The organism is Escherichia sp. WS3063 (genome assembly GCF_046486595.1).
Classification (GTDB): Bacteria; Pseudomonadota; Gammaproteobacteria; order Enterobacterales; family Enterobacteriaceae; genus Escherichia; species Escherichia coli.
This window is the reverse complement of the sequence record NZ_JBJQKY010000032.1, coordinates 1-24,662: the sequence shown is the minus strand read 5'-3', so window position 1 is coordinate 24,662 and position 24,662 is coordinate 1. Positions and strand designations below refer to the sequence as shown.

Here is a 24,662-nt window from a genome sequence, read left to right as displayed (position 1 = left end):
AAGATGAATGTGTTGCGTAGTGGACTCGTGACGATGCTGCTGCTGGCTGCCTTTAGTGTTCAGGCAGCCTGCAACTGGCCTGCCTGGGAGCAGTTCAAAAAGGATTACATCAGTCAGGAAGGGCGCGTCATTGACCCCAGCGACGCGCGTAAAATCACCACTTCCGAAGGGCAAAGTTACGGCATGTTCTTTGCCCTGGCGGCTAACGACCGTGCAGCTTTCGATAATATTCTCGACTGGACGCAGAACAATCTCGCTCAGGGTTCTTTAAAAGAACGTTTGCCCGCATGGCTGTGGGGCAAGAAAGAGAACAGTAAGTGGGAAGTGCTGGACAGCAATTCGGCCTCCGATGGTGATGTCTGGATGGCCTGGTCGTTGCTGGAGGCGGGGCGTTTGTGGAAAGAGCAGCGTTATACCGACATCGGCAGCGCGTTGTTAAAACGTATTGCGCGGGAGGAAGTGGTGACGGTGCCTGGGCTGGGTTCCATGTTGTTGCCGGGCAAAGTGGGATTTGCAGAGGATAACAGCTGGCGTTTTAACCCCAGCTACCTGCCGCCGACGCTGGCGCAGTATTTCACCCGCTTTGGCGCGCCGTGGACTACGCTGCGCGAAACCAATCAACGTTTATTGCTGGAAACCGCCCCGAAAGGCTTTTCGCCAGACTGGGTGCGCTATGAGAAAGACAAAGGCTGGCAGCTAAAAGCCGAAAAAACATTGATCAGCAGCTACGACGCGATCCGCGTTTACATGTGGGTAGGCATGATGCCTGACAGCGATCCGCAAAAAGCGCGGATGCTCAACCGGTTTAAACCGATGGCGACATTCACCGAGAAAAACGGCTATCCGCCAGAAAAAGTGGATGTGGCTACGGGGAAAGCGCAGGGTAAAGGACCGGTCGGTTTTTCTGCCGCCATGCTGCCCTTTTTACAAAACCGCGATGCACAGGCCGTTCAGCGCCAGCGCGTGGCCGATAACTTTCCCGGCAGCGATGCCTATTACAACTATGTGCTGACCCTGTTTGGACAAGGCTGGGATCAACACCGTTTCCGCTTCTCGACAAAAGGTGAGTTATTACCTGACTGGGGCCAGGAATGCGCAAATTCGCACTAAACATATTCACGCTTTCCCTCGGTCTGGCCGTCATGCCGATGGTCGAGGCAGCACCAACCGCTCAGCAACAGTTGCTGGAGCAAGTTCGGTTAGGCGAAGCGACCCATCGTGAAGACCTGGTGCAACAGTCGTTGTATCGTCTGGAACTTATTGATCCGAATAACCCGGACGTCGTTGCCGCCCGTTTCCGTTCTCTGTTACGTCAGGGCGATATTGATGGCGCGCAAAAACAGCTCGATCGGCTGTCGCAGTTAGCGCCGAGTTCAAATGCGTATAAATCGTCGCGGACCACAATGTTGCTTTCCACGCCGGATGGTCGTCAGGCACTGCAACAGGCAAGATTGCAGGCGACTACTGGTCATGCAGAAGAAGCTGTGGCGAGTTACAACAAACTGTTCAACGGTGCGCCGCCGGAAGGTGACATTGCCGTCGAGTACTGGAGTACGGTGGCGAAAATTCCGGCTCGCCGTGGCGAAGCGATTAATCAGCTAAAACGCATTAATGCGGATACGCCGGGCAATACGGGCCTGCAAAACAATCTGGCGCTATTGCTGTTTAGTAGCGATCGCCGTGACGAAGGTTTTGCCGTCCTGGAACAGATGGCGAAATCAAACGCCGGGCGCGAAGGGGCCTCTAAAATCTGGTACGGGCAGATTAAAGACATGCCCGTCAGCGATGCCAGTGTGTCGGCGCTGAAAAAATATCTCTCGATCTTTAGTGATGGCGATAGCGTGGCGGCTGCGCAATCGCAACTGGCAGAACAGCAAAAACAGCTGGCCGATCCTGCTTTCCGCGCTCGTGCGCAAGGGTTAGCGGCGGTGGACTCTGGCATGGCGGGTAAAGCCATTCCCGAACTACAACAGGCGGTGCGGGCAAACCCGAAAGACAGTGAGGCTCTGGGGGCGCTGGGCCAGGCGTATTCTCAGAAAGGCGATCGCGCCAATGCGGTGGCGAATCTGGAAAAAGCCCTCGCACTGGACCCGCACAGCAGCAACAACGACAAATGGAACAGTCTCCTGAAAGTAAACCGCTACTGGCTGGCAATCCAGCAGGGCGATGCTGCGCTGAAAGCCAATAATCCTGACCGGGCAGAACGCCTGTTCCAGCAGGCGCGTAATGTCGATAACACCGACAGCTATGCAGTGCTGGGGCTGGGCGATGTGGCGATGGCGCGCAAAGATTACCCCGCCGCTGAACGCTATTACCAGCAGACGCTGCGTATGGACAGCGGCAACACTAACGCCGTGCGCGGGCTGGCGAATATTTACCGCCAGCAATCGCCAGAAAAAGCTGAAGCGTTTATCGCCTCGCTCTCTGCCAGTCAGCGGCGTAGCATTGATGATATCGAACGCAGCCTACAAAACGACCGTCTGGCACAGCAGGCAGAGGCACTGGAAAACCAGGGCAAATGGGCGCAGGCGGCAGCACTTCAGCGGCAACGACTGGCGCTGGATCCCGGCAGCGTATGGATTACTTACCGACTTTCGCAGGATCTCTGGCAGGCCGGACAACGCAGCCAGGCTGATACATTAATGCGCAATCTGGCACAGCAGAAGCCGAACGACCCGGAGCAGGTTTACGCTTACGGGCTGTATCTCTCTGGTCATGACCAGGACAGAGCGGCGCTGGCGCATATCAACAGCCTGCCGCGCGCGCAATGGAACAGCAATATTCAGGAACTGGTTAATCGCCTGCAAAGCGATCAGGTGCTGGAAACCGCTAATCGCCTGCGAGAAAACGGCAAAGAAGCTGAAGCGGAAGCGATGCTGCGCCAGCAACCACCTTCCACGCGCATAGACCTCACGCTGGCTGACTGGGCGCAACAACGACGTGATTACACCGCCGCTCGCGCTGCATATCAGAATGTCCTGACGCGGGAGCCAACTAACGCCGACGCCATTCTTGGTCTGACGGAAGTGGATATTGCTGCTGGTGACAAAGCGGCGGCACGTAGCCAGCTGGCGAAACTGCCTGCCACCGATAACGCCTCGCTGAACACTCAGCGGCGCGTGGCGCTGGCGCAGGCGCAGCTTGGCGATACCGCAGCGGCGCAGCAGACGTTTAATAAGTTGATCCCGCAGGCAAAATCTCAGCCACCGTCGATGGAAAGCGCGATGGTGCTGCGCGACGGTGCGAAGTTTGAAGCGCAGGCGGGCGATCCAACGCAGGCGCTGGAAACCTACAAAGACGCCATGGTTGCATCCGGTGTGACCACGACGCGTCCGCAGGATAACGACACCTTTACCCGGCTGACCCGTAACGACGAGAAAGATGACTGGCTGAAACGCGGCGTGCGCAGCGATGCAGCGGACCTCTATCGCCAGCAGGATCTTAACGTCACCCTTGAGCACGATTATTGGGGATCGAGCGGCACCGGTGGTTACTCCGATCTGAAAGCGCACACCACTATGTTGCAGGTGGACGCGCCGTATTCTGACGGGCGGATGTTCTTTCGCAGTGATTTCGTCAATATGAACGTCGGCAGTTTCTCCACTAATGCCGATGGCAAATGGGATGACAACTGGGGCACCTGTACATTACAGGACTGTAGCGGCAACCGCAGCCAGTCGGATTCCGGTGCCAGCGTGGCGGTTGGCTGGCGAAATGACGTCTGGAGCTGGGATATCGGCACCACGCCGATGGGCTTCAACGTGGTGGATGTGGTCGGCGGCATCAGTTACAGCGATGATATCGGGCCGCTGGGTTACACCGTTAACGCCCACCGTCGGCCCATCTCCAGTTCTTTGCTGGCCTTTGGTGGGCAAAAAGACTCTCCGAGCAATACCGGGAAAAAATGGGGCGGCGTGCGTGCCGACGGCGTGGGGCTAAGCCTGAGCTACGATAAAGGTGAAGCAAACGGCGTCTGGGCATCGCTTAGTGGCGACCAGTTAACCGGTAAAAATGTCGAAGATAACTGGCGTGTGCGCTGGATGACGGGCTATTACTATAAGGTCATTAACCAGAACAATCGCCGCGTCACAATCGGCCTGAACAACATGATCTGGCATTACGACAAAGACCTGAGTGGCTACTCACTCGGTCAGGGCGGTTACTACAGTCCGCAGGAATACCTGTCGTTTGCCATACCGGTGATGTGGCGGGAGCGCACGGAAAACTGGTCGTGGGAGCTGGGGGCGTCTGGATCGTGGTCGCATTCACGCACCAAAACCATGCCGCGTTATCCGCTGATGAATCTGATCCCGAGCGACTGGCAGGAAGAAGCCGCACAACAATCCAACGATGGCGGCAGCAGTCAGGGCTTTGGCTACACGGCGCGGGCATTACTTGAACGACGTGTTACCTCCAACTGGTTTGTCGGCACGGCAATTGATATCCAGCAGGCAAAAGATTACGCACCCAGCCATTTCCTGCTCTACGTACGTTATTCCGCCGCCGGATGGCAGGGTGACATGGATTTACCGCCGCAGCCGCTGATACCTTACGCCGACTGGTAAGTTTTCAGATAGCGCCTCTCTTAATGCCGCTGCGATCGGGTATACTCGGGCGGCAATCTGGGATTTCCGGGGGGAGACAATTTGCGCGTAAGTCGCTCGTTAACAATCAAGCAGATGGCAATGGTGGCAGCCGTTGTCCTGGTGTTCGTTTTTATTTTTTGCACCGTTTTGCTGTTCCATCTGGTCCAGCAGAATCGCTATAACACGGCTACGCAACTGGAAAGCATTGCTCGCTCTGTCCGCGAACCCTTATCTTCTGCCATTTTGAAAGGCGATATTCCCGAAGCGGAAGCTATTCTTGCCAGCATTAAACCGGCAGGCGTGGTCAGCCGTGCCGATGTGGTGCTGCCTAACCAGTTCCAGGCGCTGCGTAAAAGTTTTATTCCAGAGCGTCCGGTGCCGGTAATGGTTACTCGCCTGTTTGAGCTACCGGTGCAAATCTCGCTGGGCGTTTACTCGCTGGAACGTCCGGCAAACCCGCAGCCAATTGCCTATCTGGTGCTACAGGCGGATTCCTTCCGCATGTATAAGTTCGTGATGAGCACCCTCTCAACGTTAGTGACCATTTACTTACTTTTGTCGTTAATATTGACGGTGGCGATTAGCTGGTGCATTAACCGCCTGATTTTGCATCCATTACGCAATATTGCTCGCGAACTTAACGCCATCCCAGCCCAGGAGCTTGTTGGTCACCAACTGGCATTACCGCGTCTGCATCAGGACGATGAAATCGGTATGTTGGTGCGCAGTTACAACCTCAACCAGCAATTGCTGCAGCGCCATTATGAAGAACAGAACGAAAATGCGATGCGCTTCCCGGTGTCGGATTTGCCGAACAAAGCCTTGCTGATGGAGATGCTGGAGCAGGTGGTGGCGCGTAAACAAACCACCGCGCTGATGATCATCACCTGTGAAACCCTGCGTGATACTGCGGGTGTGCTGAAAGAGGCGCAACGAGAAATTCTGCTGCTGACGCTGGTGGAAAAACTCAAATCGGTACTGTCGCCACGTATGATCCTCGCGCAGATTAGCGGTTATGACTTTGCTGTCATTGCCAACGGTGTACAGGAACCGTGGCACGCAATCACTTTGGGTCAGCAAGTGCTCACTATCATGAGCGAGCGCCTGCCGATTGAACGTATTCAACTCCGTCCGCACTGTAGCATTGGCGTGGCGATGTTCTACGGCGATCTCACCGCCGAACAGCTTTACAGTCGCGCTATTTCTGCGGCATTTACCGCTCGCCATAAAGGCAAGAATCAGATTCAGTTCTTTGATCCGCAGCAGATGGAAGCCGCCCAACAGCGGTTGACGGAAGAGAGCGATATCCTTAATGCACTGGAAAATCATCAGTTTGCGATTTGGTTACAGCCACAGGTCGAGATGACCAGCGGTAAACTGGTCAGTGCGGAAGTGTTACTGCGTATCCAGCAACCGGATGGCAGTTGGGATCTGCCGGATGGCTTAATCGATCGCATTGAATGCTGTGGGCTGATGGTTACCGTTGGTCACTGGGTGCTGGAAGAGTCCTGTCGACTGCTTGCTGCCTGGCAAGAGCGCGGCATTATGCTGCCCTTGTCGGTAAACCTCTCAGCGCTGCAACTGATGCACCCGAATATGGTGGCGGATATGCTGGAACTGTTAACCCGCTATCGCATTCAGCCGGGAACACTGATTCTGGAAGTGACAGAAAGCCGACGTATTGACGACCCTCATGCTGCGGTGGCAATCCTCCGTCCGCTGCGCAATGCCGGAGTTCGGGTGGCGCTGGATGATTTCGGCATGGGCTATGCAGGGCTGCGTCAGCTGCAGCATATGAAATCGTTGCCAATCGACGTACTGAAAATCGACAAAATGTTTGTTGAAGGCTTGCCGGAAGATAGCAGCATGATTGCTGCAATTATCATGTTGGCGCAAAGCCTGAACTTACAAATGATTGCCGAAGGCGTGGAGACTGAAGCACAACGCGACTGGCTGGCAAAAGCGGGCGTTGGTATTGCCCAGGGCTTCCTTTTTGCTCGCCCACTCCCTATTGAAATCTTCGAAGAGAGTTACCTGGAAGAAAAGTAGCTACCCCAAACTGATTACAAAACTTTAAAAAGTGCTGGTTTGTGCGAGCCAGCTCAAACTTTTTAACCTTTTTGTTTCAATTATGATCCAGGTACATTTCTGTGATGTTGTCTGGGTGTTATTTTAAGGCCGCAGGTACCCCATAACCTTACAAGACCTGTGGTTTTACTAAAGGACACCCTATGAAAACCTCTCTGTTTAAAAGCCTTTACTTTCAGGTCCTGACAGCGATAGCCATTGGTATTCTCCTTGGCCATTTCTACCCTGAAATAGGCGAGCAAATGAAACCGCTTGGCGACGGGTTCGTTAAGCTCATTAAGATGATCATCGCTCCTGTCATCTTTTGTACCGTCGTAACGGGCATTGCGGGCATGGAAAGCATGAAGGCGGTCGGTCGTACCGGCGCAGTCGCACTGCTTTACTTTGAAATTGTCAGTACCATCGCGCTGATTATTGGTCTTATCATCGTTAACGTCGTGCAGCCTGGTGCCGGAATGAACGTCGATCCGGCAACGCTTGATGCGAAAGCGGTAGCGGTTTACGCCGATCAGGCGAAAGACCAGGGCATTGTCGCCTTCATTATGGATGTCATCCCGGCGAGCGTCATTGGCGCATTTGCCAGCGGTAACATTCTGCAGGTGCTGCTGTTTGCCGTACTGTTTGGTTTTGCGCTCCACCGTCTGGGCAGCAAAGGCCAACTGATTTTTAACGTCATCGAAAGTTTCTCGCAGGTCATCTTCGGCATCATCAATATGATCATGCGTCTGGCACCTATTGGTGCGTTCGGGGCAATGGCGTTTACCATCGGTAAATACGGCGTCGGCACACTGGTGCAACTGGGGCAGCTGATTATCTGCTTCTACATCACCTGTATCCTGTTTGTGGTGCTGGTACTGGGTTCAATCGCTAAAGCGACTGGTTTCAGTATCTTCAAATTTATCCGCTACATCCGTGAAGAACTGCTGATTGTACTGGGGACTTCATCTTCCGAGTCGGCGCTGCCGCGTATGCTCGACAAGATGGAGAAACTCGGCTGCCGCAAATCGGTGGTGGGGCTGGTCATCCCGACAGGCTACTCGTTTAACCTTGATGGCACATCGATATACCTGACAATGGCGGCGGTGTTTATCGCCCAGGCCACTAACAGTCAGATGGATATCGTCCACCAAATCACACTATTAATTGTGTTGCTGCTTTCTTCCAAAGGGGCTGCAGGGGTAACGGGCAGTGGCTTTATCGTGCTGGCAGCGACGCTCTCTGCGGTGGGCCATTTGCCGGTAGCGGGTCTGGCGCTGATCCTCGGTATTGACCGCTTTATGTCAGAAGCTCGTGCGCTGACTAACCTGGTCGGTAATGGCGTAGCGACCATTGTCGTTGCTAAGTGGGTGAAAGAACTGGACCACAAAAAACTGGACGATGTGCTGAATAATCGTGCGCCGGATGGCAAAACGCACGAATTATCCTCTTAATCTCACCACTTATGCCCGCACTCCCTTCCCCGAGTGCGGGTGTTTGCGCATAATTGACCCCTGTGCCTGAACTTACCACCTGGGTGAGTTCAGGTTTATTTCACTTCTTCCGTGACATTTTCATGTTCTTGCGGTCTAACACGAAGTGTTTTTAACGTCATTTAGACTGACCGACAACGGCCAGTTTTTTATTACCAGGATAGTTGATCAGGGGTTCACATGCAGGGCACAAAAATTCGACTTTTAGCGGGCGGTTTGCTGATGATGGCCACTGCTGGCTATGTGCAGGCAGATGCGCTCCAGCCTGATCCAGCATGGCAACAGGGGACGCTTTCCAACGGTTTACAGTGGCAAGTGCTGACTACACCCCAGCGTCCCAGCGATCGTGTTGAAATTCGCCTGCTGGTTAATACCGGTTCGCTCGCCGAAAGTACACAACAGAGCGGTTACAGCCACGCCATCCCTCGTATTGCGTTAACGCAAAGCGGTGGCCTTGACGCAGCGCAGGCGCGTTCATTGTGGCAGCAGGGGATCGACCCTAAACGCCCGATGCCGCCGGTAATTGTCTCTTATGACACCACGCTGTTTAATCTGAGTTTGCCCAATAACCGTAACGACTTGCTGAAAGAAGCGCTCTCTTATCTGGCAAATGCCACTGGCAAACTGACTATCACGCCAGAAACCATCAACCACGCGCTGCAAAGTCAGGACATGGTGGCAACCTGGCCTGCCGATACTAAAGAGGGCTGGTGGCGCTATCGTCTGAAAGGATCAACCTTGTTAGGTCACGATCCTGCCGATCCGCTGAAACAACCCGTTGAAGCGGAAAAGATTAAAGATTTCTATCAGAAATGGTACACCCCGGATGCAATGACGCTGCTGGTGGTGGGAAACGTGGATGCGCGCTCGGTCGTCGACCAAATCAATAAAACGTTTGGCGAACTGAAAGGCAAACGTGAAACACCGGCTCCGGTGCCGACGCTTTCTCCGCTGCGTGCGGAAGCGGTGAGTATTATGACCGACGCGGTGCGTCAGGACCGGCTATCTATCATGTGGGATACGCCGTGGCAGCCGATTCGTGAATCAGCCGCACTGCTGCGCTACTGGCGTGCGGACCTGGCCCGTGAGGCGCTGTTCTGGCATGTTCAGCAAGCGTTAAGCGCCAGCAACAGTAAAGACATCGGTCTTGGATTTGACTGTCGTGTGCTGTATCTGCGTGCGCAGTGTGCCATCAACATCGAATCACCAAACGACAAGCTGAACAGCAACCTTAATCTGGTGGCGCGTGAACTGGCGAAGGTTCGCGATAAAGGTCTGCCGGAAGAAGAGTTCAATGCGTTAGTGGCGCAAAAGAAACTGGAGCTGCAGAAACTGTTTGCCGCCTATGCGCGAGCTGATACCGATATTTTGATGGGGCAGCGGATGCGTTCGTTGCAAAATCAGGTTGTCGATATCGCGCCGGAGCAGTATCAGAAATTGCGGCAGGATTTCCTTAATAGTCTGACGGTAGAGATGTTAAATCAGGATCTGCGCCAGCAGTTGTCGAACGATATGGCGTTAATACTGCTGCAGCCGAAAGGCGAGCCGGAATTTAACATGAAAGCGTTGCAGGCGGCCTGGGATCAAATCATGGCCCCATCGACTGCGGCTGCCGCCACATCTGTCGCCACGGATGACGTACATCCTGAAGTGACGGATATTCCACCTGTACAGTAATGCCTGATGGTGATGAGTTAGCACAACCATCAGGTATTTATGGATGAGCTGGATAGGGGGTAACACTCTATCCAGCCTTTTGCATATGCTGCTTTTACGCTGGCATCGCTTCACGCGGGATAATCGCGCCGCGATACTGAATAACGGTACTTGCGGTCAGGTGCCCGCGTTTCGCTGCGTCTTCCGCACTGCCGCCCGTCAAACGTACCGCCAGATAACCGGCACTGAAAGAGTCGCCAGCTGCGGTGGTATCGATCACTTTTTCTTTCGGCAGTTTTACCGCCGGAACATCCACTAACCCTTCGCCAGCAATGGACACCAGGCAAGAATCCGCCCCGCGTTTCACCACCACTTCTTTCACGCCCGCGTTATGGGTGCGCGCAATGACGTCTTCCACCGGCTGTTGACCCCACAGCGCGTCTTCATCGTCCAGCGTCAGGAAGGCGATATCCGTGCATTCCAGCATTTGTTGGTACACCTGCTGTGTCTCTTCTTTGCTGGCCCACAGGCGCGGACGATAGTTATTGTCGAAAATCACTTTTCCGCCGTTGGCGCGGCATTCGCGCAGCAGGGAAAGCAGCTTTTCGCGGCTGGTCGGGCTTAAGATCGCCAGGCTAATCCCGCTCAGGTAGAGATAATCGAAATTCGCCAGCTCTTCGCAAATCGCCGCGGATTGCTCACTCTCCAGCCAGAATTTGGCGGCGGCTTCGTTACGCCAGTAGTAGAACGTACGTTCGCCGGTGCTGTCGGTTTCAATGTAGTAAAGGCCCGGCAGACGGTTTTCCATCCGTTGGGTCAGGGAAGTATCAACGTTCTCGCCGTGCCAGGCGTCCAGCATCTGCTGGCTAAAACTGTCCGTTCCCAGCGCCGTTACGTAATGAACGGTTAATGCCGCAGGATCGACCTGACGGGCGATATAGACGGAAGTGTTCAGGGTATCTCCGCCGAAACCGCGCTTAACGTCCGCGCCTTTCTCGGAAAGCTCAATCATGCATTCGCCAATCACGGCAATCTTTTTGGACATAGTCGTGAACCTGATCTGTAAAAAATTAGCGTTAGTTTGCGCTGTGGTGGTTTGCTGGTCAACCATATTAAAACAGTGTTCCATTATTTTTTTGAGCCAGAACGTATTCCTGAAAGATTCCGTTGTGGAGTGGGGAAATTTACCCCGGCCAGGCGGTAAAGTTCTGCCCTTGCGCGCCGATAATCTTTGTCGAGTCCGGGCAGCATCACTTTTAAACACAGGACATCTTTGATGATAAGGCAGGTTATCCAGCGAATAAGCAACCCTGAAGCAAGCATCGAGAGCTTGCAGGAACGGCGTTTTTGGTTGCAGTGTGAGCGTGCTTACACCTGGCAGCCGATCTATCAAACATGCGGGCGGTTAATGGCCGTGGAGCTATTAACGGTGGTCACGCATCCCTTGAACCCTTCGCAACGCCTGCCGCCGGATCGCTATTTTACTGAAATCACCGTTAGCCATCGGATGGAGGTTGTGAAAGAGCAGATTGATTTGCTGGCGCAAAAAGCCGACTTCTTTGTAGAGCACGGCCTGCTGGCATCGGTCAATATTGATGGCCCTACGCTCATCGCCCTGCGTCAGCAACCAAAAATCCTGCGCCAGATTGAGGATCTTCCCTGGCTGCGTTTCGAACTGGTGGAACACATCCGCCTGCCGAAAGATTCAACCTTTGCCTCGATGTGTGAATTTGGCCCGCTGTGGCTGGATGATTTTGGTACCGGGATGGCAAATTTCTCTGCACTAAGTGAAGTGCGTTATGACTACATCAAAATCGCGCGAGAACTGTTTGTGATGCTGCGTCAGTCGCCGGAAGGACGCACACTCTTTTCTCAGCTTTTACATCTAATGAATCGCTATTGTCGCGGGGTGATTGTCGAGGGCGTAGAAACGCCGGAAGAGTGGCGTGATGTTCAGAACTCGCCCGCATTCGCCGCACAAGGCTGGTTTCTTTCACGCCCGTCACCGATAGAAACGCTGAATACGGCGGTTCTGGCGCTATAAGCTGCCTCATTTTCCGCCTGGCTGGACTATCTTTAGGACTGGCACAGGAAGAATATGAGGAAGCGAACGATGAGCAAGGCAGGCAAAATAACCGCTGCGATTTCAGGGGCTTTCTTGTTGTTGATTGTCGTGGCGATCATTTTGATTGCAACTTTTGACTGGAATCGACTAAAACCGACCATCAACCAGAAAGTCTCTGCGGAGTTGAATCGTCCGTTCGCTATCCGTGGCGATCTGGGCGTGGTGTGGGAGCGGCAAAAGCAAGAAACTGGCTGGCGCAGCTGGGTGCCGTGGCCCCATGTACACGCGGAAGACATTATTCTTGGCAACCCACCAGATATTCCCGAAGTCACAATGGTGCATTTGCCACGCGTAGAGGCAACGCTGGCACCGTTGGCGCTGCTGACCAAAACGGTCTGGCTACCGTGGATCAAACTGGAAAAGCCCGACGCATGCCTGATTCGCCTCTCTGAAAAGAACAATAACTGGACCTTTAATCTCGCCAGCGATGACAACAAAGACACGAATGCAAAGCCGTCGGCATGGTCGTTTCGGCTGGATAATATTCTGTTCGATCAAGGGCGGATCGCCATTGATGACAAAGTAAGCAAAGCGGATCTAGAAATTTTTGTCGATCCGTTAGGCAAGCCGCTGCCGTTCAGCGAAGTTACTGGATCGAAAGGTAAAGCGGATAAAGAAAAGGTGGGCGATTACGTTTTTGGCCTGAAGGCGCAGGGACGTTATAAGGGAGAGCCGCTCACTGGTACGGGAAAAATAGGCGGTATGCTGGCGCTGCGTGGCGAAGGGACGCCGTTTCCGGTACAGGCTGATTTCCGCTCTGGTAACACCCGTGTTGCTTTTGATGGCGTTGTGAATGACCCAATGAAGATGGGTGGTGTCGATTTACGGCTTAAATTTTCTGGCGATTCGCTGGGTGATCTCTATGAACTGACGGGCGTTCTGCTGCCCGATACCCCGCCGTTTGAAACGGATGGTCGGCTGGTAGCGAAAATCGACACTGAAAAATCGTCGGTCTTTGATTATCGCGGCTTTAATGGGCGCATTGGCGATAGCGATATCCACGGTTCTCTGGTCTACACCACCGGCAAGCCACGACCAAAACTGGAAGGTGATGTCGAGTCGCGGCAATTGCGGCTGGCGGACCTGGGACCGTTGATTGGCGTTGATTCCGGGAAAGGAGCTGAAAAGTCGACACGGTCTGAACAGAAGAAGGGTGAAAAAAGCGTTCAGCCTGCGGGCAAAGTGCTGCCTTATGACCGCTTCGAAACCGATAAATGGGACGTTATGGATGCCGATGTTCGCTTCAAAGGGCGGCGCATTGAGCATGGCAGTAGCCTGCCGATTAGCGATCTTTCTACTCATATCATCCTCAAAAATGCTGACCTGCGCCTGCAACCGCTGAAATTTGGCATGGCGGGCGGCAGCATTGCGGCGAATATTCATCTGGAAGGTGATAAAAAACCGATGCAAGGGCGGGCAGATATTCAGGCTCGTCGACTGAAACTGAAAGAACTGATGCCCGATGTGGAACTGATGCAGAAGACGCTGGGGGAAATGAACGGTGACGCGGAACTACGCGGTAGCGGTAACTCGGTGGCGGCGCTTTTAGGCAACAGTAACGGCAACCTGAAACTGTTGATGAATGACGGGCTGGTGAGCCGCAACCTGATGGAGATTGTCGGGCTGAATGTCGGCAACTACATTGTCGGTGCGATATTTGGTGACGATGAGGTGCGGGTGAACTGCGCGGCGGCGAATCTTGATATTGCCAACGGCGTGGCGCGCCCGCAGATCTTTGCTTTCGATACTGAGAACGCGTTGATTAACGTTACCGGCACGGCAAGTTTTGCTTCGGAACAGCTGGATTTGACTATTGATCCGGAGAGTAAAGGAATTCGGATTATCACACTGCGTTCGCCGCTGTATGTGCGTGGGACGTTTAAAAATCCGCAGGCTGGGGTGAAAGCCGGGCCGTTGATTGCTCGCGGAGCCGTCGCGGCGGCACTGGCAACGCTGGTAACACCGGCGGCGGCGTTACTGGCGCTGATCTCTCCTTCCGAAGGGGAGGCTAATCAGTGTCGGACGATTTTGTCGCAGATGAAGAAGTGATGATAATTGCCGGATGTCTGACATCCGGCAATTAAACAGATTTAGATTGTTGGCAAAGTGTGCTTTGTTCATGCCGGATGCGGCGTGAACGCCTCCGACTTACAAATCCTTGCTAATTCAATATATTGTATGGGAATTCAGGCCTGATAAGCGTAGCGCATCAGGCTTTTCACTCTTATTACAACGACTGATGTCGCGTCTCATGGGTCAGCAGCAGGGCGATTAACGTCAAGCCAGCCATCGCCGCCAGATATAACCCCACCGCACCTAACCCGTAGTTAGTCTGCAACCAGGCTGCGATATACGGCGCAACGGAAGCCCCGAGAATCGACGCTACGTTGTAAGAGAACGATGCTCCGGTGTAACGCACTTCTGTTGGGAACAGCTCTGGTAACAGCGCGCCCATTGGCCCGAAGGTCAGCCCCATCAGACTTAACCCCAGCAGCAGGAAGGCAAAAACCAGAATCGGGTTGCCAGAACCGAGCAGCGGGTTAAAGGCGAACAGCGCGAACAGGATGATCAGCGTGGTGATAATTACCATGCTTTTACGGCGACCAAAGGCATCAGCCAGTAATCCGGCGACTGGCACCATCACGCCAAAACCAATAACTGCCATCATCAGCATCCACAACACTTCGTTACGTGGCAGGCCAAGCCCAACTGGCGCGGCGGCGGTACTGAAGGTCATAGAGTAGACCGTCATGATGTAAAACAGCGTATATGTTGCCAGCATGATGAACGTACCCAGTACGGTTACGCGAACATGTTTGGTCAGCAGCGTACCCAGCGGGATCTTCACCTGTTTTTTCGCTTTAGCGACTTTCTCAAACACCGGCGACTCATGCAGCGACACGCGAACATACAGGCCGATAATGACCAGCACCGCCGAGAAGATAAATGGCACACGCCAGCCCCAGCTCATAAACTGCTCATCGGTCAGTAGCCAGGAAAGCAGCAAGAAAGTGCCGTTGGCAAAGAAGAAGCCAATCGGTGCGCCCAGCTGTGGGAAGGAGCCATACAGTGCACGTTTGCGCGGTGGGGCGTTTTCAGTCGCCAGCAGCGCCGCGCCGCCCCATTCACCGCCTAAGCCCAGACCCTGACCAAATCGAGCCAGCGCCAGCAGCAGTGGGGCGAAAATACCAATCGTGGCATAGCCCGGCAGCAGACCAATCACCACGGTCGAAATCCCCATCGTTAGCAACGAGGCGACCAGCGTCGCTTTACGCCCAACGCGATCGCCAAAATGACCAAAAACGGCAGAGCCAATGGGGCGCGCGACGAAGGCGATGGCGAAGGTGGCGAGCGACTGTAGCGTTGCTGCCGTTGGATCGCCCTGTGGGAAGAAGATATGCGGAAACACAATAACGGCCGCAGTGGCGTAAATGTAAAAGTCGAAGAACTCAATGGCCGTGCCAATGAGAGAGGCGACAAGGACTTTATTACGCGAGTTGATCGGCGTGTATTCTTGCTCGTGGTCGAGTGTTGTGGCTGTTGCTTGCATAATCTTTTCTTATTTTTTGGCTAACGAATAGCCATATTACGCACAGCAAAAGTGATATTTCAATGTGTAACAAATCGCGGAAATGGTCAAAAACCAGGCAAAAAGGGGATAATGTTTAGGCCAGTGATTTTTCTTCTATGAAATGCTTCACATAATTTTATAAATAGTGGATAAAACTGGTTTCAGGTTAAATAAAAGTTACCAACTGGATTTATATGCTGGGGTTATGAGTTGGAATGAAATTGTTTGCTCCCAAATAGATGGCTGAAGAGGCTCTGGGGACGAGTTTCAAGAGGTTATGTGCGCATTATAGCCGGATGCGATGCTGGCGCATCTTATCCGGCCTACGGGGAGCCAGGCCGAATAAAATCGTATGCCGGATAAGGCGTTTACGCCGCATCCGGCCTATTTTAAGGCTGCGTTTTCCCTGGCATTCGCGGGTCGTCTTTATATTCGGCGGTGGCAATCCACGCCGCGCAAAACAGCGTCAAACGGGCGAAGAAGTAGAAAAATGCCATCAGCCCCAGCACGGAACCAAATGCTGCGCCAGAGGGGGATTTCATCAGCGATGGCAAGGTGTAGGTCATCACGATTTTAATCACTTCAAAACCAATAGCAGCCAGAAATGTTCCGCGAATCAGGGCTTTTTTGCGCGGACGGTGGCGCGGCAACCGCCAGAAGATCCAGAAGAAAAGCAGATAGTTGGCGAAGATGGAAATCGCCAGGCCAATCAACCGCCACGTCGGTTTCAGCCACTCAATGCTGTTCAGGTGCAGGGCGCTAATAATCATTTGCTGCGCCGAACCGGCAACCGAGGTGATCGACAGCGTCACAATCAGCGCAATTAACAAACCAATCAGTGAAATAAAATCACGCAGATATTTTACCCAGAACTTCTCCTGATCTTGCGGCGAGCGTTCCCAGACATCGCGCGACTGGGCACGAATCGCTTCACGCAGGTTACCCATCCAGTTGATGCCGGAATAAAGCGCCACCGCCAGGCCGACAAGCCCTACAGTCGTACGCTGCTGAACGGCGGTGTTGATGGTGTTTTTCAACGTGGCGGCTAGCGTCGGATCGCTGATGTTTTGCAGAATTTTGTCGAAGATATCCTGTAGCAACATCGGATGGGAGGCCAGCACAAAGCCCCCTGCGGCAAACGACACCATCAAAATCGGGATCATCGATAAAAATGAGAAATAGGTGATAGCCGCACCAAACTGGTTACCCAGCCGATCGTTAAAGCGTTCTGTCGCGCGAATCAGGTGCGCAATAACCGGTTGGCGTTGGACTTTTTCGGCAGTGGTGGTGACGGTTTCCAGCGCCTGGCTAACTTTGCCGCCTTTCTCGCTATTATCCAACTGCTTAATCGGCTCGTGCTCCTGATCCTGGGTGGGACGTTTGATCTCGTTTTCCTGCGTCATCCGCTCTTTTGTCCTTCTGTCGTGGTCATTCTTAAAAAGTATAGTCGGTCAGTCCAGGTGCTCTTTCATTACGCCAGCCAGCCACTGCATAAACAGGTTTACACGCCGGGAAAGCTCCCGACGCTGCGGGTAAACCAGCGAAAGGGAGAGCGGCTCGGCACGGTAGCCTGGCAACACTTCAATAAGCCGCCCGGCACGCAGGGCTTCGCGCACGGCAATGCGCGGGATCTGAATAATCCCCAGACCGGCAAGACCGGCGGCGAGATAGTTTTCGCTACTGTTTACCGTCAACATGCCGCCAGACTTAAACCACTGGACGCCATTAACGCTGGCAACCTCAAAACCTAACGGATGTACACCCAGGTGCGGTGTATAACGCACTATTGCGTGTGAAGTCAGATCATCGGGGCTTTGCGGATAACCAAAGCGCGTCAGATAGTGCGGACTGGCACAGTTGACCATGGTCAGTTTGCCGAGGGGACGGGCGATAACGCCATCTTCCGGTAACGCGCCAGTGCGTATCACGCAATCAAAACCATCATGAAGAATATCTACCGGACGGTCATGGCTACTCAGTTCCAGCTCAATTCCCGGATGCAGATAGAGAAATTCCGACAGGCGCGGCAGTAACAGGCTTTTCGCGATTCCTGGCGGGATGTCGATGCGTAATTTACCGCTGATACTGGTGGCATCCTGTTGAAACAGACCGTCCAGTTCGCTGAGATTACTCAACACATCTTTTGCTCGTTGATAATAGGTCATGCCTTCTGGCGTGAGTTTGACCCGTCGCGTGGTGCGCTGGAGAAGCTGGGTGCCAAGTTGATGTTCCAGTGCCTGTATCTGGCGCGAAACACTTCCTTTTGGCAAAGCAAAGAAATCCGCCGCGCGGGAAAAACTTTCCAGCTCCGCGACTTTGATGAACAACTGCATTGCGTGAATTTTATCCATTTCTTTGACCGATTGTTGTTCACAGCGAAACAGTAACGCGCATATCGCATTGTTTATTGTTTTTTCTAACATCTAATGCCGGGTTTCACAATGTTGTCATGACGAATGTGGCGATTTCTCAGCAGGAAAAGGGCGGAATAGCTTTCTGAGAAAGGTGAATCCCCCTAAACAGAGCGTATTTTTCAGCGATTCCCTTTAAAGTGAATAGAGGACGTGTTGGCTATTTGTGCTTATTTTTGTCTCATTGCCGTTTGTTATTTTTGCTTGTGGTCGCGGAGTTTCATTTTTAATTGCATGCGTACTAACCACCAATATAAGGAAATCCTCAAAATTGTTTTAAATAGTGCCCTCGACATGTAATTTCAGGCGTTTAGCTGTAACTATTTATATCGGTAACTATTTTCTACGCGTCATCTCTGTAGAATGGCCACCGCCAAATGGCGAATTCTTATTTTTTCTCGCGGGTAATACCCTTCCACTACTTAAGTCTTTTTAACGTATTCAGGTGGAGATTCAGTTATGCAAATAGTCATGTTTGACAGGCAGTCAATATTTATTCATGGAATGAAAATCAGTTTACAGCAGCGTATTCCAGGAGTGAGTATTCAGGGGGCCAGTCAGGCAGACGAGTTATGGCAAAAGCTGGAAAGTTACCCTGAAGCCTTAGTTATGCTCGATGGCGATCAGGATGGTGAGTTTTGCTACTGGTTGCTGCAAAAAACCGTGGTGCAGTTTCCTGAGGTTAAGGTGTTAATCACGGCGACGGATTGCAATAAACGGTGGTTACAGGAAGTTATCCATTTTAATGTGCTGGCCATTGTGCCTCGTGATTCAACCGTCGAGACATTTGCGTTGGCGGTAAATAGTGCGGCGATGGGGATGATGTTTCTGCCTGGAGACTGGCGGACGACGCCGGAAAAGGACATTAAAGATCTCAAATCGTTAAGCGCCCGCCAGCGGGAGATTTTAACCATGTTAGCGGCGGGCGAATCAAATAAGGAGATCGGCAGAGCGCTGAATATCAGTACCGGAACGGTAAAAGCGCATCTGGAATCCCTGTATCGCCGTCTGGAAGTGAAAAATCGCACCCAGGCGGCAATGATGTTAAATATCTCCTCCTGAAGAGGATAATTTTACAGCCAGCAGGAAGTTAGCGGCTGGCTGTAAAAATATTATGGTTCGCCGTACAAACCAATTAAACGGCGTACCACACCGTTAGTCCAGCCAAACCCATCCTGCAACGGATACTCGCCACCGCCGCCTTCGCGGGGAACACCATCGGCAATATGGTATTTCTCGATCATTTTGTGCTGTTCCAGATAGAACTGATTCACCGTTTTCAGCCAGCTGCGCGCGATTTCATCACCCAGAAGGTCATCGCCATACATTTTAAATCCCTGAATTGCCATCCATTGTAACGGTGCCCAGCCATTGGGTTTATCCCACTGTTCACCGGTTTCGTACTCGCTTGCCAGAATCCCGCCAGGTGTCAGTAACCGGCTGCGTACGGCGTTTGCCAGACGATCGGCCTGTTCATGGTTCGCCATGCCGACATAGAGCGGCACAATGGCGGCAGCGGAAAACAGCGCCAGTTGTTCGCGTCGCCAGTCGTAATCGCGGTAGATGCCGTTTTCATCATCCCAGAGGTAACGGTTTACCGCATCGCGACGGGCACTGGCCTTCTGGCGGAACAGTGCTTCTGTCTCTTTCTCGCCTTTCAGCGCCGAGATGTTGGCGATGGCGCTCTCCAGTTTAAACAGGAAGGCATTCAGATCGATGGGGATGAACTGGGTGGTACGAATGCTCGCCAGACGACCAGTATCACGCAGCCAACGGGAAGAGTAATCCCAACCGGAGGCCGCCCCCGCACGTAAATCGCGGTACACCTCGTTAGGCGGGCGACCAGAATGTTTCGCGGTTTCAACGTCTTCAAGCCAGGATTCGTCACGCGGCGTGTCGCGATCGTCCCAGTAACGGTTGAGCAGCGATCCGTCCGGCATCCGCACAACATGGCGATAGGCCTGATTAGGGATCAACGATTCTGCACCGTCCATCCAGAAGGCATATTCCATTTTCAGGTGGTCGAGATAGCGGCGCGCGCCGCGTACACCATCTTCTTCAAACAACTCCACCATCAGCGCAAAAACCGGTGGTTGCGAGCGGCTCAAATAATAGGTGCGGTTGCCGTTGGGGATGTGACCGTAGTTTTCGATCATCCAGGCGAAGTTATCGGCCATGCATTTCAGCAAATCTTCCCGACCACTTTCCGCCAGCCCCAGCATGGTGAAATAGGAATCCCAATAGTAGGTTTCGCTAAAACGGCCGCCCGGGACAATATATGACTGCGGCAGCGCCAGCAGAGAAGACCACGGAATGTGATCCTGTGGTTCACGGGTTAGCACCGGCCACAGCTGGTCGATATGCTCTTTCAGGGAATTTTGCGGGTCCGATACATACTCGCTGGAGTAGACCTCCGGCAGCCAGAAGTGGTTTTCAACAAACTTGCGCAAGTCAAAATCACGATGACGGCGCACTTTACGGTAGCGGATTAAGATATCCAGCGGGTCCATTTTAGGTGCGCAGTCGGGAAAGGTTTTACTGTCGGGGAAAATTTTCGCCGACTGAACATGCTCGAACAGTTCGAGATAGCGATCGGCAGGCGTCAGCGCATCAGAGGCGGGCAGCCCTTCAATCATCTCGGGTTCCGGTTCTGCCTCGATCATCTCATCCAGTTTTAATTCATACGGGTCCAGCTCATAGCAGAGATCGACCTCGATCATCAGTTCGTCTGGATTAGGGTTTTGAATTTTCTGATTGAGCATAAGGATCCGACCTCCGAAATTCGTCGCTAATTATCGGGCTTTTCTTTAAGGGTAGTCATTCGCTCCGCCTGGTGGGCGACAAAGCGTGCGGTGGATCACGTTTATTAACCTGCCAAAAAATATAACGCACTAATATCAATGGAATTTATAAAAATACGGATTTCGTGTTGTTTTTCATTTTCAGAACATTCAATCCTGCTCTCGCCGCAATCATGATATGCCATTCCTGATCTGGGTAATAGGCACAGGCTATCTTATTGATAGTTTATATTCATGTAATTGATTGATTCCTATCAAAAAGCGTATTTCCCTGTTTTTTATGATGGCTTTGTCTCGCAGAGACGTTTGCAGCATTCTGGAAAATTTTCTGGGTCACAATAACTCACCACCGTGAGGGAAGAATAATGAAAATGGTCTCACGTATTACCGCGATCGGCCTGGCTGGCGTCGCGATTTGCTATTTAGGGTTATCTGGTTATGTGTGGTACCACGATAATAAACGCAGTAAACAGGCCGATGTTCAGGCATCTGCTGTCAGTGAAAATAATCAGGTTTTAGGTTTTCTTCGCGAAAAAGGATGCGACTATTGCCATACGCCTTCGGCAGAATTACCCGCCTATTATTATATTCCTGGCGCGAAACAGTTGATGGATTACGACATTAAGCTTGGATATAAATCTTTTAACCTCGAGGCCGTGCGTGCGGCTCTGCTGGCTGATAAACCCGTTTCGCAAAGCGATCTGAATAAGATTGAATGGGTAATGCAGTATGAAACCATGCCACCAACGCGTTATACCGCGCTACACTGGGCGGGTAAGGTGAGTGATGAAGAGCGGGCGGAAATACTCGCCTGGATTGCAAAACAACGCGCAGAATATTACGCCAGTAATGATACTGCTCCGGAGCATCGCAATGAACCGGTGCAGCCCATCCCGCAAAAACTGCCTACCGATGCGCAAAAAGTGGCGTTGGGCTTTGCGCTGTATCACGATCCCCGTTTATCGGCTGATAGCACCATTTCATGCGCTCATTGCCATGCGTTGAATGCGGGGGGCGTCGATGGCAGAAAAACATCGATTGGTGTTGGTGGCGCAGTTGGGCCGATTAACGCGCCGACGGTATTTAACTCAGTATTTAACGTTGAGCAGTTTTGGGATGGTCGTGCGGCAACATTGCAGGATCAGGCTGGTGGACCGCCGTTGAACCCGATTGAAATGGCGTCGAAATCCTGGGACGAAATTATTGCTAAGCTGGAAAAAGATCCGCAGCTTAAAGCGCAGTTCCTCGAAGTCTATCCGCAAGGTTTCAGCGGTGAAAATATTACTGATGCCATTGCTGAATTTGAAAAAACATTAATTACGCCGGATTCCCCATTTGATAAATGGTTGCGTGGAGATGAGAATGCGCTGACGGCACAACAGAAAAAAGGCTATCAATTATTTAAAGATAATAAATGTGCAACTTGTCATGGTGGTATTATTCTCGGCGGACGTTCCTTCGAACCGTTGGGGCTGAAAAAAGACTTTAACTTTGGTGAAATTACGGCGGCGGATATTGGTCGTATGAATGTGACTAAAGAAGAGCGTGATAAATTGCGTCAGAAAGTACCCGGTTTACGTAACGTTGCTTTAACGGCACCGTACTTCCATCGCGGTGACGTGCCGACGCTGGACGGGGCGGTGAAACTGATGCTGCGCTATCAGGTAGGCAAAGAGCTGCCGCAGGAGGATGTGGATGATATCGTAGCTTTCCTGCACAGTCTGAACGGGGTTTACACGCCGTATATGCAGGATAAACAATAATTAATTTAATCGCCCGAACAGGAATGTTTGGGCGATTTTTATTACGATAATAAAGTCTGTTTTTAATATTATCATGTTAAATGTTTATATTATAAAAAGTCGTTTTTCTGCTTAGGATTTTGTTATTTAAATTAAGCCTGTAATACCTTGCTTCCATTGCGGATAAATCCTACTTTTTTATTGCCTTCAAATAAATTTAAGGAGTTCGAAATGGACCAGAAGCTGTTAACGGATTTCCGCTCAGAACTACTCGATTCACGTTTTGGCGCAAAGGCCATTTCTACTATCGCGGAGTCAAAACGATTTCCGCTGCACGAAATGCGCGATGATGTCGCATTCCAGATTATCAATGATGAATTATATCTTGATGGCAACGCTCGTCAGAACCTGGCCACTTTCTGCCAGACCTGGGACGACGAAAATGTCCACAAGTTGATGGATTTATCCATTAACAAAAACTGGATCGACAAAGAAGAATATCCGCAATCTGCAGCCATCGACCTGCGTTGCGTAAACATGGTTGCTGACTTGTGGCATGCGCCTGCGCCGAAAAATGGTCAGGCCGTTGGCACCAACACCATTGGTTCTTCCGAGGCCTGTATGCTCGGCGGGATGGCGATGAAATGGCGTTGGCGCAAGCGTATGGAAGCCGCAGGTAAGCCGACCAACAAACCAAACCTGGTGTGCGGTCCGGTACAAATCTGCTGGCATAAATTCGCCCGCTACTGGGATGTGGAGCTGCGTGAGATCCCTATGCGCCCCGGTCAGTTGTTTATGGACCCGAAACGCATGATTGAAGCCTGCGACGAAAACACCATCGGCGTGGTGCCGACTTTCGGCGTGACCTACACCGGTAACTATGAGTTCCCGCAACCGCTGCACGATGCGCTGGATAAATTCCAGGCCGACACCGGTATCAACATCGACATGCACATCGACGCCGCCAGCGGTGGCTTCCTGGCACCGTTCGTCGCCCCGGATATCGTCTGGGACTTCCGCCTGCCGCGTGTGAAATCGATCAGTGCTTCAGGCCATAAATTCGGTCTGGCTCCGCTGGGCTGCGGCTGGGTTATCTGGCGTGATGAAGAAGCGCTGCCGCAGGAACTGGTGTTCAACGTTGACTACCTCGGTGGTCAGATTGGGACTTTCGCCATCAACTTCTCCCGCCCGGCGGGTCAGGTGATTGCACAGTACTATGAATTCCTGCGCCTCGGTCGTGAAGGCTATACCAAAGTACAGAACGCTTCCTACCAGGTTGCTGCTTATCTGGCGGATGAAATCGCCAAACTGGGGCCGTATGAGTTCATCTGTACCGGTCGCCCGGACGAAGGCATCCCGGCGGTTTGCTTCAAACTGAAAGATGGTGAAGACCCGGGATACACCCTCTACGACCTCTCTGAACGTCTGCGCCTGCGCGGCTGGCAGGTTCCGGCCTTCACTCTCGGCGGTGAAGCCACTGACATCGTGGTGATGCGCATTATGTGTCGTCGCGGCTTCGAAATGGACTTTGCTGAACTGTTGCTGGAAGACTACAAAGCCTCCCTGAAATATCTCAGCGACCACCCGAAACTGCAGGGTATTGCCCAGCAGAACAGCTTTAAACATACCTGATAACATAACGTTGTAAAAACCGAATGCCCAACCTTTAAAAAACAGCTGGGCATTCGGTTGCTTATTAATCGCAATAATATATTGGCTGTCTATTCATCGTGTTGATAAGATATATGTTATATGAATGTTTATTAAATGTAGCGATTATATTTAATGTAACGAAAAGGGATTATTTGCTTACTATTAATTTCCCTGCGTTCTTAAACACGTTTTTGTATTATAAATCCAGTCATCCTGCCCGTAGAACATCACACATTATCATCCTGTTCTCCCGCTTCGTTTAAATTTATTTATCAATCAATTTGACTTAAGAGGGCGGCGTGCTACATTAATAAACAGTAATATGTTTATGTAATATTAAGTCAACTATGCAACCACTACATGGTAATTGTCTAATTGCGTACGCAAGACATAAATATATTCTCACCATGGTTAATGGTGAATATCGCTATTTTAATGGCGGTGATCTGGGTGATGCTGCCAACTTACTGATTTAGTGTATGATGGTGTTTTTGAGGTGCTCCAGTGGCTTCTGTTTCTATCAGCTGTCCCTCCTGTTCAGCTACTGACGGAGTGGTGCG

The 24,662-nt window shown here is 52.0% G+C and carries 16 protein-coding genes and 1 pseudogene; 12 read left to right on the top strand and 5 right to left on the bottom strand.

Annotation, left to right across the window (positions count from 1 at the left end):
* Positions 1–3: 3 nt before the first annotated feature.
* From bcsZ to ACJHYW_RS22035, 5 genes are all read left to right on the top strand, one after another.
* Entirely contained in the window at positions 4–1,110 is a 1,107-nt protein-coding gene (bcsZ, locus tag ACJHYW_RS22055; RefSeq protein ID WP_001330682.1) for a cellulose synthase complex periplasmic endoglucanase BcsZ, read from the top strand.
* Entirely contained in the window at positions 1,092–4,565 is a 3,474-nt protein-coding gene (gene bcsC / locus ACJHYW_RS22050; RefSeq protein WP_001224509.1) for a cellulose synthase complex outer membrane protein BcsC, read from the top strand. Before bcsZ ends, bcsC begins: the two co-directional genes overlap by 19 nt.
* Before the next feature lie 81 nt (positions 4,566–4,646).
* Complete coding sequence (gene hmsP / locus ACJHYW_RS22045) at positions 4,647–6,635, top strand: biofilm formation regulator HmsP (protein WP_001266310.1); 1,989 nt, start codon at positions 4,647–4,649, stop codon at positions 6,633–6,635.
* 182 nt (positions 6,636–6,817) lie between these two features.
* Positions 6,818–8,104: a C4-dicarboxylate transporter DctC gene (dctA, locus tag ACJHYW_RS22040; protein ID WP_000858214.1), complete on the top strand. Its 1,287-nt coding sequence runs from the start codon at positions 6,818–6,820 to the stop codon at positions 8,102–8,104.
* A 219-nt stretch (positions 8,105–8,323) separates the two neighbouring features.
* Entirely contained in the window at positions 8,324–9,820 is a 1,497-nt protein-coding gene (locus tag ACJHYW_RS22035) for a M16 family metallopeptidase (protein ID WP_001163136.1), read from the top strand.
* Between the two features lie 94 nt (positions 9,821–9,914).
* Here ACJHYW_RS22035 and kdgK read toward each other — a convergent pair whose 3' ends face one another.
* The gene (gene kdgK / locus ACJHYW_RS22030; protein ID WP_000037562.1) at positions 9,915–10,844 is read right to left on the bottom strand and encodes a 2-dehydro-3-deoxygluconokinase; all 930 of its coding nucleotides are present in this window, start codon (positions 10,842–10,844) and stop codon (positions 9,915–9,917) included.
* A gap of 231 nt (positions 10,845–11,075) precedes the next feature.
* On the opposite strand from kdgK, the gene pdeH reads away from it, so the two are divergent.
* Entirely contained in the window at positions 11,076–11,843 is a 768-nt protein-coding gene (gene pdeH, locus ACJHYW_RS22025; RefSeq protein WP_001361529.1) for a cyclic-guanylate-specific phosphodiesterase, read from the top strand.
* Positions 11,844–11,912: 69 nt separating this feature from the next.
* A complete protein-coding gene (locus tag ACJHYW_RS22020) occupies positions 11,913–13,973 on the top strand; it encodes an AsmA family protein (RefSeq protein ID WP_001361528.1) in 2,061 nt (686 codons plus the stop codon).
* Between the two features lie 178 nt (positions 13,974–14,151).
* Here the strand turns inward: ACJHYW_RS22020 and ACJHYW_RS22015 are convergent, their stop codons facing one another.
* From ACJHYW_RS22015 to ACJHYW_RS22005, 3 genes are all read right to left on the bottom strand, one after another.
* Complete coding sequence (locus ACJHYW_RS22015; RefSeq protein WP_001149003.1) at positions 14,152–15,474, bottom strand: MFS transporter; 1,323 nt, start codon at positions 15,472–15,474, stop codon at positions 14,152–14,154.
* A 410-nt stretch (positions 15,475–15,884) separates the two neighbouring features.
* Positions 15,885–16,898: an inner membrane protein YhjD gene (gene yhjD / locus ACJHYW_RS22010; protein ID WP_061093025.1), complete on the bottom strand. Its 1,014-nt coding sequence runs from the start codon at positions 16,896–16,898 to the stop codon at positions 15,885–15,887.
* Positions 16,899–16,946: 48 nt separating this feature from the next.
* On the bottom strand, positions 16,947–17,846 hold the full coding sequence (locus ACJHYW_RS22005) for a LysR family transcriptional regulator (protein ID WP_001307449.1): 900 nt from the start codon (positions 17,844–17,846) through the stop codon (positions 16,947–16,949).
* 519 nt (positions 17,847–18,365) lie between these two features.
* Here ACJHYW_RS22005 and ACJHYW_RS22000 point away from each other — a divergent pair.
* Complete coding sequence (locus ACJHYW_RS22000) at positions 18,366–18,968, top strand: helix-turn-helix transcriptional regulator (RefSeq protein WP_001167676.1); 603 nt, start codon at positions 18,366–18,368, stop codon at positions 18,966–18,968.
* Between the two features lie 50 nt (positions 18,969–19,018).
* Here ACJHYW_RS22000 and ACJHYW_RS21995 read toward each other — a convergent pair whose 3' ends face one another.
* Positions 19,019–20,668 (bottom strand): alpha,alpha-trehalase, encoded by a 1,650-nt coding sequence (locus ACJHYW_RS21995; RefSeq protein WP_000934218.1) that lies wholly within the window; start codon positions 20,666–20,668, stop codon positions 19,019–19,021.
* 404 nt (positions 20,669–21,072) lie between these two features.
* Between ACJHYW_RS21995 and ccp the strand changes: the two genes are divergently transcribed.
* From ccp to ACJHYW_RS21975, 4 genes and pseudogenes are all read left to right on the top strand, one after another.
* On the top strand, positions 21,073–22,470 hold the full coding sequence (gene ccp / locus ACJHYW_RS21990) for a cytochrome c peroxidase (protein WP_000784844.1): 1,398 nt from the start codon (positions 21,073–21,075) through the stop codon (positions 22,468–22,470).
* Between the two features lie 210 nt (positions 22,471–22,680).
* A complete protein-coding gene (locus ACJHYW_RS21985) occupies positions 22,681–24,081 on the top strand; it encodes a glutamate decarboxylase (RefSeq protein WP_061093026.1) in 1,401 nt (466 codons plus the stop codon).
* A gap of 368 nt (positions 24,082–24,449) precedes the next feature.
* Positions 24,450–24,575: pseudogene (locus tag ACJHYW_RS21980) on the top strand (AraC family transcriptional regulator); the annotation flags it as partial.
* Positions 24,576–24,606: 31 nt separating this feature from the next.
* The coding region (locus ACJHYW_RS21975) for an IS1 family transposase (protein WP_097491765.1) at positions 24,607–24,662 on the top strand (56 nt) is incomplete at its 3' end.